Origin of the sequence: Streptomyces sp. NPDC058221, assembly GCF_042882365.1 — a bacterium.
Lineage (GTDB): Bacteria > Actinomycetota > Actinomycetes > Streptomycetales > Streptomycetaceae > Streptomyces.
The window spans coordinates 1-7,837 of record NZ_JBHVWF010000238.1; the positions used below are offsets into that span (position 1 = coordinate 1).

Sequence of the window (7,837 nt, forward strand, 5' to 3'; positions counted from 1 at the left end):
GGAGAACGGGACGTACATCTCGACGGCGTCGATCTCCCGGCGCGGGTCACTGATCCCGGCCTGCCGGTAGACGTCGGCCGCGCAGTCCTTGCCGGCCTGCGGAGAGACGAAGTCCTTGCCGGCGAAGAGCGTCGGTTCGCTGCGCATCGCACCGCCGTGCACCCAGGCGGGCGGGTGCGGCGACCGGTCCGCGCCGCTGCGGTCGGTGAGGATCATCGCGCAGGCCCCGTCGGATGACGGGCATGTCTCGGAGTAGCGGATGGGATCCCAGAGCATCGGAGCCGACTGGACCTTCTCCAGCGTGATGTCCGGGTCGTGGATGTGCGCGTACGGGTTCTTCAGCGCGTTGCGCCGGTCCTTGTAGGCGACGAGGGAGCCGACGGTGTCGGGCGCCCCGGTCCGTCGCATGTAGGCGCGCACATGCGGGGCGAAGAAGCCGCCGGCGCCGGCCAGCAGCGGCTGCTGGAACGGGATGGGCAGCGAAAGACCCCACATCGCGTTGGACTCCGACTGCTTCTCGAAGGCGAGGGTGAGGACGGTGCGGTGGACCCGTGCGGCCACGAGGTTCGCGGCGACGAGGGCGGTCGAGCCGCCGACGGAACCGGCCGTGTGGACCCGCAGCATCGGTTTGCCGACCGCGCCCAGGGCGTCGGCCAGGTAGAGCTCCGGCATCATCACGCCCTCGAAGAAGTCGGGCGCCTTGCCGATGACGACGGCGTCGATGTCCCCCCAGGTCAGCCCCGCGTCCTGGAGGGCTGCCACGGCGGCCTCGCGGACGAGACCGGCGAGGGAGACGTCGCGGCGGGCGGAGACGTGCTTGGTCTGGCCGACGCCGACGACGGCCACGGGCTCCTTAGGCATGAGCACTCTCCCCTTCGAGTACGGCGACCAGGTTCTGCTGGAGGCAGGGCCCGGACGTGGCGTGGGCGAGCGCCCGGTCGGACTCGCCGCGGTGGATGCGGGCGGCTGCCTCGCCGAGGCGGATCAGCCCGGCGGCCATCAGCGGATTGGCGGCCAGCGCGCCGCCGGACGGGTTGACCCGCACGCCGTCGCCGAGGCCGAGTGCCTTGCGCAGCACGACCTCCTGCGAGGTGAACGGGGCGTGCAGCTCGGCGGTGTCGACGGGTCGTTCGAAGACCCCGGCCCGTTCGGCGGCGAGCCGGGTCGACGGTGACTCGGTCAGCTCGCGCACGCCCAGGCCATGGGCCTCGATGCGGTGGTCGATGCCGCGGATCCAGGCGGGCCGTTCGCACAGGGCACGGGCGGTGTCCCCCGCGGCGAGGATCACGGCGGCCGCTCCGTCACCGACGGGCGGGCAGTCGCCGGTGCGCAGGGGCTGCACGAGGTAGTCACCGGCCGGGACGGCGCCGCTGAGCTGGGCGTGCGGGTTGCCGGCTGCGTCCTGGCGGCTGCGGGTGGCGATGCCCGCGAGTGCCGTCTCGTCCGTGTCGCCTGCGTCGATGAGTGCCTGGGCCTGGAGCGCGGCGAGCGCGACGGAGTCGGGCCACAGCGGTGCGGTGTAGTACGGGTCGAGCTGCCGGGTGAGGACGTCGCGCACCTCGCCGGGCGACGACTTCCCGTAGGAGTAGACGAGCGCGGTGTCCGCCTCGCCGGTCTGGATCTTCACCCAGGCCTCGTACAGGGCCCAGGCCCCGTCCATCTCCACATGGGACTCGGAGATCGGCGGGTGCGCGCCCACGCCGTCGAGCGCCATGGTGAAGGAGAAGGCGCGGCCCGCGAGATAGTCGCTGGAGCCGGAGCAGGTGAAGCCGATGTCGCTGGTCCTGAGACCGGTCGCGTCGAGGACCTGGTGCAGGACGGGCATCAGTATCTCGACTTCGGACAGTTCGTCGGTGCGCCGCAGATGGTCGGTCTGCGCGAAGGCGACGATCGCTACGTCCCGCATCTAGACCAGCTCCTTGTACACGTCGTAGTCGGCGTCCGGTTCGCCCGTCGGCCGGTAGTGATCGGGATGGCGGCTGCCCTCGGTCCATACGGGCTCGACCCGCAGCCCCATCCGCACCTGGTCGTACGGGATGCCGCCGATGCGCGCGTGCAGGGCCAGGTCGGCGCCGTCCAGGGCGATGTGCGCGTAGACGTAGGGGACCTCGATGTCGAGGTTCTTGGCCTTGATGTTGACGACGCAGAAGGTGGTGACGGTGCCGCTCGGTCCGACCTCGACCCGTTCGTCGGTGGCGACGCCGCAGGTGGGGCAGGCGCCGCGGGGCGGTACGTACACCTTGCGGCAGGACGGGCAGCGCTCGCCGACGACCCGTCGGCCCTCCAGCGCTTCGAGGTAGGCACTCTGGGCGCGGCCCGGGGTGTAGGTGTAGTCGAGTCGGGCGGGGGTGACGATGCCGGTGACGGGGTCGGCGAACTCGCCGTCGTGCGGGGTGGATCCGCCAGGCTCGCCGGCGTGCGGTTCGAAGCAGGCGATGTCGGTGATGGCGCCGGTGCGCTCCTCGGCCCAGCGGACGCGCACGCGCATGCCGGTGCTGACGGCTTCGGGCCCGGGCGCGTCCAGGACGTGCAGGAGCGCGGTGTCGGCGCCGTCGAGCCGTACGAGCACCCAGGCGAAGGGGGTGTCGAGCGGCTGGTCACGGCGGGGCTCCGGGTTCCAGGCCCAGGTGGTGACCGTGCCGGTGGCCGCGACCTCCACCAGTTCGTGGATCTCCTCGGCGGTGACGGGGTCGTACTCGACGGGCGGGACCAGGACCTTGCCGTCCGAGGCGGTTACGCCGAGCACGGTGCGTTCGCGCAGTCCGGTGAGGAAGGCGCTCTGGACCGGGCCGAGGGAGCGGGTGAAGGGGAATTCGACCACCAGCGGTGCGCTGAGGACGTTGGGCACGGTTGCCTCCTGTGGGTCAGGCCCGCCGGTAGACGGGCGGGCGCTTCTCGGCGAAGGCGCGGGCGCCCTCCTTGGCGTCGGCAGTGGCGAAGACGGGCCAGCCGCGCTTGAGTTCGGCGGCGAGGCCGTCGGTCTCGGTCATCTCCGCACTCTCGTAGACCGATGCCTTGACCTCTTCGACGGCGAGCGGGCCGCAGGCGTTGATCTGTTCGGCGACGGCGAGCGCCGCCTCCAGTGCGGTGCCGTCGGGAACGACCCGGCCGATCAGTCCGATTCCGGCTGCTTCGCCGGCGGTGTAGGGGCGGCCCGTGAGCAGCATTTCGAGTGCGTGGGTCCGGGCGATCTGCCGGGGCAGTCGTACCGTCGAGCCGCCGATGGGGAAGAGTCCGCGTCTGACCTCGAAGAGGCCGAAGGTGGCGCCTTGGCCGGCGATGCGGATGTCCGTGCCCTGGAGGATCTCGGTGCCGCCCGCCACGCAGTGGCCCTCGACGGCGGCGATGACCGGTTTGCGGGGGCGGTGGTGGCGCAGCATCGCCTTCCAGTGCAGATCGGGGTCGGCCGTCATCCGCTCCCGGTACTGCCCGCCCTCCATCCCGCTGCCCGCGAGGGCCTTGAGATCCATGCCGGCGCAGAAGCAGCCGCCTGCGCCGGTGAGGACGACGGAGCGGATCTCCTCGTCCGCGTCCGCGGCCAGCCAGCCGTCGTACAGGCCGACCAGCATCGGCAGCGAGAGCGCGTTCTTGGCTTCCGGCCTGTTCAAGGTGAGCACCAGTGTGGCGCCTTCGCGCTGCACGGTGAGGTGTTCCGTACCGCCCATGGTCTGTCTCCCGTCTCAAGGCTAGAACAGGTTGCAGTAAGCGCGGAAGCAGTTCAATAGTTTTCTGACACAGAGTCAGATTTCTTCGCCGGGCCCTCTTCCCACTTGTGCCGGTCGGCGCTCTAATGACCGCCGAGCCACTCAGCAACCGCGGTCAGGAGGAACGGTGGAGTACAACCTTGCCGACCTGTTCGAATCGGTCGTCGACGCTGTCCCGGAACGCGAGGCGCTGGTCTACCTCGACCATCCCGGGACGGGCGCCGAGCGCAGGCTCACCTACGCGGAGCTCGACGCCGCCGCGAACCGCATCGCCCACCACCTGATCGAGGCGGGGATCGGCCCCGGCGAGCATCTGGGCCTGCATCTGTACAACGGTGTCGAGTACCTCCAGACGGTCCTGGCCTGCCTGAAGGCGCGCGTCGTCCCGGTCAACGTCAACTACCGGTACGTGGAGGAGGAGCTGGTCTACCTCTACCGGGACGCGGACCTGGCGGCGCTCGTCTTCGACGCCGAGTTCGACGAGCGCGTCGCGGCCGCCGCTCCACAGGCGCCGAAGCTCCGCCACCTCGTCCGGGTGGGTGCACCGGCGGACGGGACACCCGGCCCCGAGGCCGTCGCGTTCGCCGCGGCGGAGGCGGGCGGGGACTCCGGGCGCGGCTTCGCGCCCCGCTCGGCCGACGACCAGTTCATCATCTACACCGGCGGCACCACCGGTATGCCCAAGGGCGTGATGTGGCGCCAGGAGGACCTCTTCTTCTCCGGTCTCGGCGGCGGGGCACCGACAGGTGAGGCGGTGAAGACCCCGCAGGAGCTGGCCGAACGGGTGGCCGCGGGCGGTGAGGGCATCAGCTTCTTCCCCACTCCCCCGCTGATGCACGGCACCTCGACGCTCACGGCGTTCATCGGCTTCAACTTCGGCCAGCGGGTCGTGCTGCACCGCAAGTTCGTGCCGCACGAGGTGTTGCGCACCATCGAGAAGGAGAAGGTCACCAGCGTGTCGCTGGTCGGCGACGCGATGCTGCGCCCGTTGATCGACGCCCTGAAGGGCCCGCTGAAGGGCACCGACTGCTCCTCGATGTTCTCCGTCTCCAGCTCGGGCGCGGTCATGTCCGACTCCGTGCGGGCCGAGTTCCAGGCGCTGGTGCCCAACGTGATGCTGCTGAACAACTTCGGCTCGTCGGAATCCGGCTTCAACGGCACCGCCACCGCCGACTCCGGGCCACGGAACGGCTTCCGCCTCAGGGTCAACGCCCGTACGGCGGTGGTCGATCCGGCCACGTACGAGCCGGTCCTGCCGGGTGAGCCGGGGCGCATCGCACAGCGCGGCCATGTGCCCCTCGGCTACTACAACGACCCCCGCAAGACCGCGGAGACGTTCTTCCGCAAGGGCGAGGAGCGGTGGGTGCTGCTCGGCGACATGGCGACGGTCGACGCCGACGGCATCGTCACGGTGCTCGGCCGGGGTTCGCAGTGCATCAACACCGGGGGCGAGAAGGTGTATCCGGAGGAGGTCGAGCAGGCGCTCAAGGCTCACCCGGACGTGTACGACGCGCTGGTCGCCGGAGCGCCGGACGAGCGCTGGGGCAGCCAGGTCGCCGCTGTGGTGCAGCTGCGGGAGGGCGCCGATGAACCCTCGCTCGACGATGTCCAGGCGCACTGCCGGACGCGGCTGGCCGGCTACAAGATCCCTCGGCATCTGGTCATCGCCCCGCAGATCCGGCGCTCCCCCAGCGGCAAGGCGGACTACCGCTGGGCCCGCTCGGTCGTCGCGCCCGTCCGCCCGGCCGACGCCTGAGACGGGCGCCTGCTCCGGCACCGAATCACCCGAGTGCGCGGCCCCGCGTCCATGGCGGACGCGGGGCGCGGGCAGCCGCGTAAGCCATTCGGGCACGTCCGGTACCCAACCGCTCACCCTGCGTGGCATCGGGGGGTGATCGCCCATAGCTTCGGGTCATGAGGAAACGACACTTCACCTGCCTCGTAAGCATCGCAGCCGTCTCGGCAGCCGGACTGGGCGCGGCCGTTCCGTCCGCCTCGGCCGCTGCGGCCGGCGACCATGTGGTGTATCCGGGCCAGTCGATCCAGGCAGCCGTGGACGCCGCACAGCCCGGCGACACCGTCGTCGTCCGTCCCGGCACCTACCGCGAGAGCGTGCAGATCAGTACGCCCGGTCTGACCCTGCGCGGCTCCGGGGAGCGTACGGTCATCGCGCCGGGCACGGGCCGCGCGCAGCCCGACAACGCGTGCGCCGCGGCCGGGAACGGGATCTGCGTCCTGGGCACGGCCCAGCGGACCGTGGACAACGTGTCCGTGCGGTCCCTGACCGTCAGCGGATTCGCGGACAACGGCGTCTGGGCCTCCTGGACCGACAGGCTGGACGTCCGGGAGGTCACCGCCGAGTCCAACGGCACCTGGGGCATCGCCCAGCAGCGGTCCACCCGGTCCGACATCCGTGACAACACGGCCCGCGCCAACGGCGACGCGGGCATCTTCGTCGCCAACAGCGTCGACGAGGAGGGCGGCGCCACCGACACCCTGGGCACCCAGGTCCGCGGCAACACCCTGACCGACAACCGGATCGGATTCACGGCACGGCGTGTGCGCAACCTTGCCGTCCGTGACAACACCTTCACCGCCAACTGCAGCGGTGTGTTCGTCGTGGGCGACGAGGGAACGCCGAAGGCCGGCGCCATGACCATCCGGTCCAACCGGATCAACGGGAACAACAAGTTCTGCGCCGCCACCGACCGGCTGCCCGCGATCCAGGGCTCCGGAATCGTCCTCACCGGCACCGAGACCACCGAGGTGCGGTCCAACGAGATCCGGGACAACGTGGGTGCCACGCCGCTCTCGGGCGGCGTCGTGCTGTTCAAGAGCTTCGTCGGAGCGAAGAACACCGACAACACCATCAGCGGCAACGTGGTCACCGGCAACCGGCCGGCCGACCTGGCCAACGAGGACACCGGCACGGGCAACGACTTCACCGGCAACGTCTGCACGACGTCGGCACCGACCGGAATGTGCTGACCGGTGCACCCCCGCACGAGGAGAAGCGAGACGGTATGACGACCGTGAGCACCACCCCCACCCCCGCCACCACTCCCGTCCAGCCCGTTCCCACCGCGCAGCCGGCCATGCGGCTGCGCGAGATCGTGTTCGGCGCCGCCTGCGCCGCCGCCATCCGTGCCGCGGCCCGGCTCGGTGTCGCCGACGCGCTGGGCGAGACTCCGGCCACCGCGGCCGAGCTGGCCGCGGTCGTGAAGACCGAACCGCTGCCGCTGCAACGGCTGCTGCGGGCCCTGTCCTGCTACGGCATCTTCACCGAGGCCGCGGACGGCACCTTCTCCCACACGGACATGTCACGGCTGCTGCGCGAGGACGACCCGAACAGCCTCCGGTCCATCTCGCTGTGGTGCACCGAACCCTGGACCTGGGACGTGTGGCCGCGGCTGGACGACGCGGTGCGCACCGGCCGCAATGTCTTCGAGGACGTGTACGGCAAGGAGTTCTTCGACTACCTCCACCAGGACGCGCACGAGTCGGCCCAGGTGTTCAACCGGGCCATGACCACCTCCAGCGTGCAGTCCGCGCTGGACGTCGCCGCCCTCCTCGACCTCACCGGGGTGTCCGTGGTCGCCGACATCGGCGGCGGTCAGGGGCACGTGCTGGCGAGCCTGCTGGAGAAGCACCCGTCGGTGAGCGGCACGCTGATGGATCTGCCGGGTGTGGTGGCACGGGCAGACGAGCGGCTGCGGGACGGCGGTCCGCTCGCCGGCCGGGCGGACATCGTGGCCGGGGACTGCCGTGAGGGAATCCCGGTCGCGGCCGATCTCTACATCATCAAGAACATCCTGGAGTGGGACGACGACAGCACCCGCAGGGCGCTGCGCAGCGTCGTCGCTGCGGCCCGTCCCGGGGCCCGGGTCGTCGTCATCGAGAACCTCGTGGACGACACCCCTTCGATGCGGTTCACCACCGCCATGGACCTGCTGCTGCTCCTGAACGTCGGGGGCGCCAAGCACACCCGGCAGAGTCTGGTCGACCGGCTGTCCGAGGCCGGGCTGCTCATCGGCGAGGTCCGGCCGGTCAACCCGTACCTCCACGCCTTCGAATGCGTGGTCCCGGACTGACCCGCGCCCTCCGGGCAGCACGAAGACCGCCCCGGGCCCGGC

Annotated in this window: 7 protein-coding genes; 3 read left to right on the plus strand and 4 right to left on the minus strand. The window is 70.9% G+C overall.

What is annotated here, in order from left to right:
- The 4 genes from ACFVW8_RS37380 to ACFVW8_RS37395 form a co-directional block, all read right to left on the minus strand.
- A partial coding sequence (locus ACFVW8_RS37380) for a thiolase domain-containing protein (RefSeq protein ID WP_389698194.1) occupies positions 1 to 861 on the minus strand: 861 nt, incomplete at its 3' end.
- Positions 854 to 1,906 carry a thiolase domain-containing protein gene (locus tag ACFVW8_RS37385; RefSeq protein ID WP_389698196.1) on the minus strand — a complete coding sequence of 351 codons (1,053 nt, stop codon included), beginning with the start codon at positions 1,904 to 1,906 and terminating at the stop codon, positions 854 to 856. The genes ACFVW8_RS37385 and ACFVW8_RS37380, both read right to left, overlap by 8 nt.
- Positions 1,907 to 2,848 (minus strand): Zn-ribbon domain-containing OB-fold protein, encoded by a 942-nt coding sequence (locus ACFVW8_RS37390; RefSeq protein WP_389698198.1) that lies wholly within the window; start codon positions 2,846 to 2,848, stop codon positions 1,907 to 1,909. It abuts the gene before it with no gap.
- A 16-nt stretch (positions 2,849 to 2,864) separates the two neighbouring features.
- A complete protein-coding gene (locus ACFVW8_RS37395) occupies positions 2,865 to 3,665 on the minus strand; it encodes a crotonase/enoyl-CoA hydratase family protein (protein ID WP_389698200.1) in 801 nt (266 codons plus the stop codon).
- A 166-nt stretch (positions 3,666 to 3,831) separates the two neighbouring features.
- Between ACFVW8_RS37395 and ACFVW8_RS37400 the strand changes: the two genes are divergently transcribed.
- The 3 genes from ACFVW8_RS37400 (at position 3,832) to ACFVW8_RS37410 (ending at position 7,795) form a co-directional block, all read left to right on the plus strand.
- Positions 3,832 to 5,460, plus strand: coding sequence for an acyl-CoA synthetase (locus ACFVW8_RS37400; RefSeq protein WP_389698202.1), 1,629 nt, complete (start codon positions 3,832 to 3,834; stop codon positions 5,458 to 5,460).
- A 158-nt stretch (positions 5,461 to 5,618) separates the two neighbouring features.
- A complete protein-coding gene (locus ACFVW8_RS37405) occupies positions 5,619 to 6,692 on the plus strand; it encodes a nitrous oxide reductase family maturation protein NosD (protein WP_389698204.1) in 1,074 nt (357 codons plus the stop codon).
- Between the two features lie 35 nt (positions 6,693 to 6,727).
- Positions 6,728 to 7,795 carry a methyltransferase gene (locus ACFVW8_RS37410; RefSeq protein ID WP_389698206.1) on the plus strand — a complete coding sequence of 356 codons (1,068 nt, stop codon included), beginning with the start codon at positions 6,728 to 6,730 and terminating at the stop codon, positions 7,793 to 7,795.
- Positions 7,796 to 7,837 lie beyond the last annotated feature (42 nt).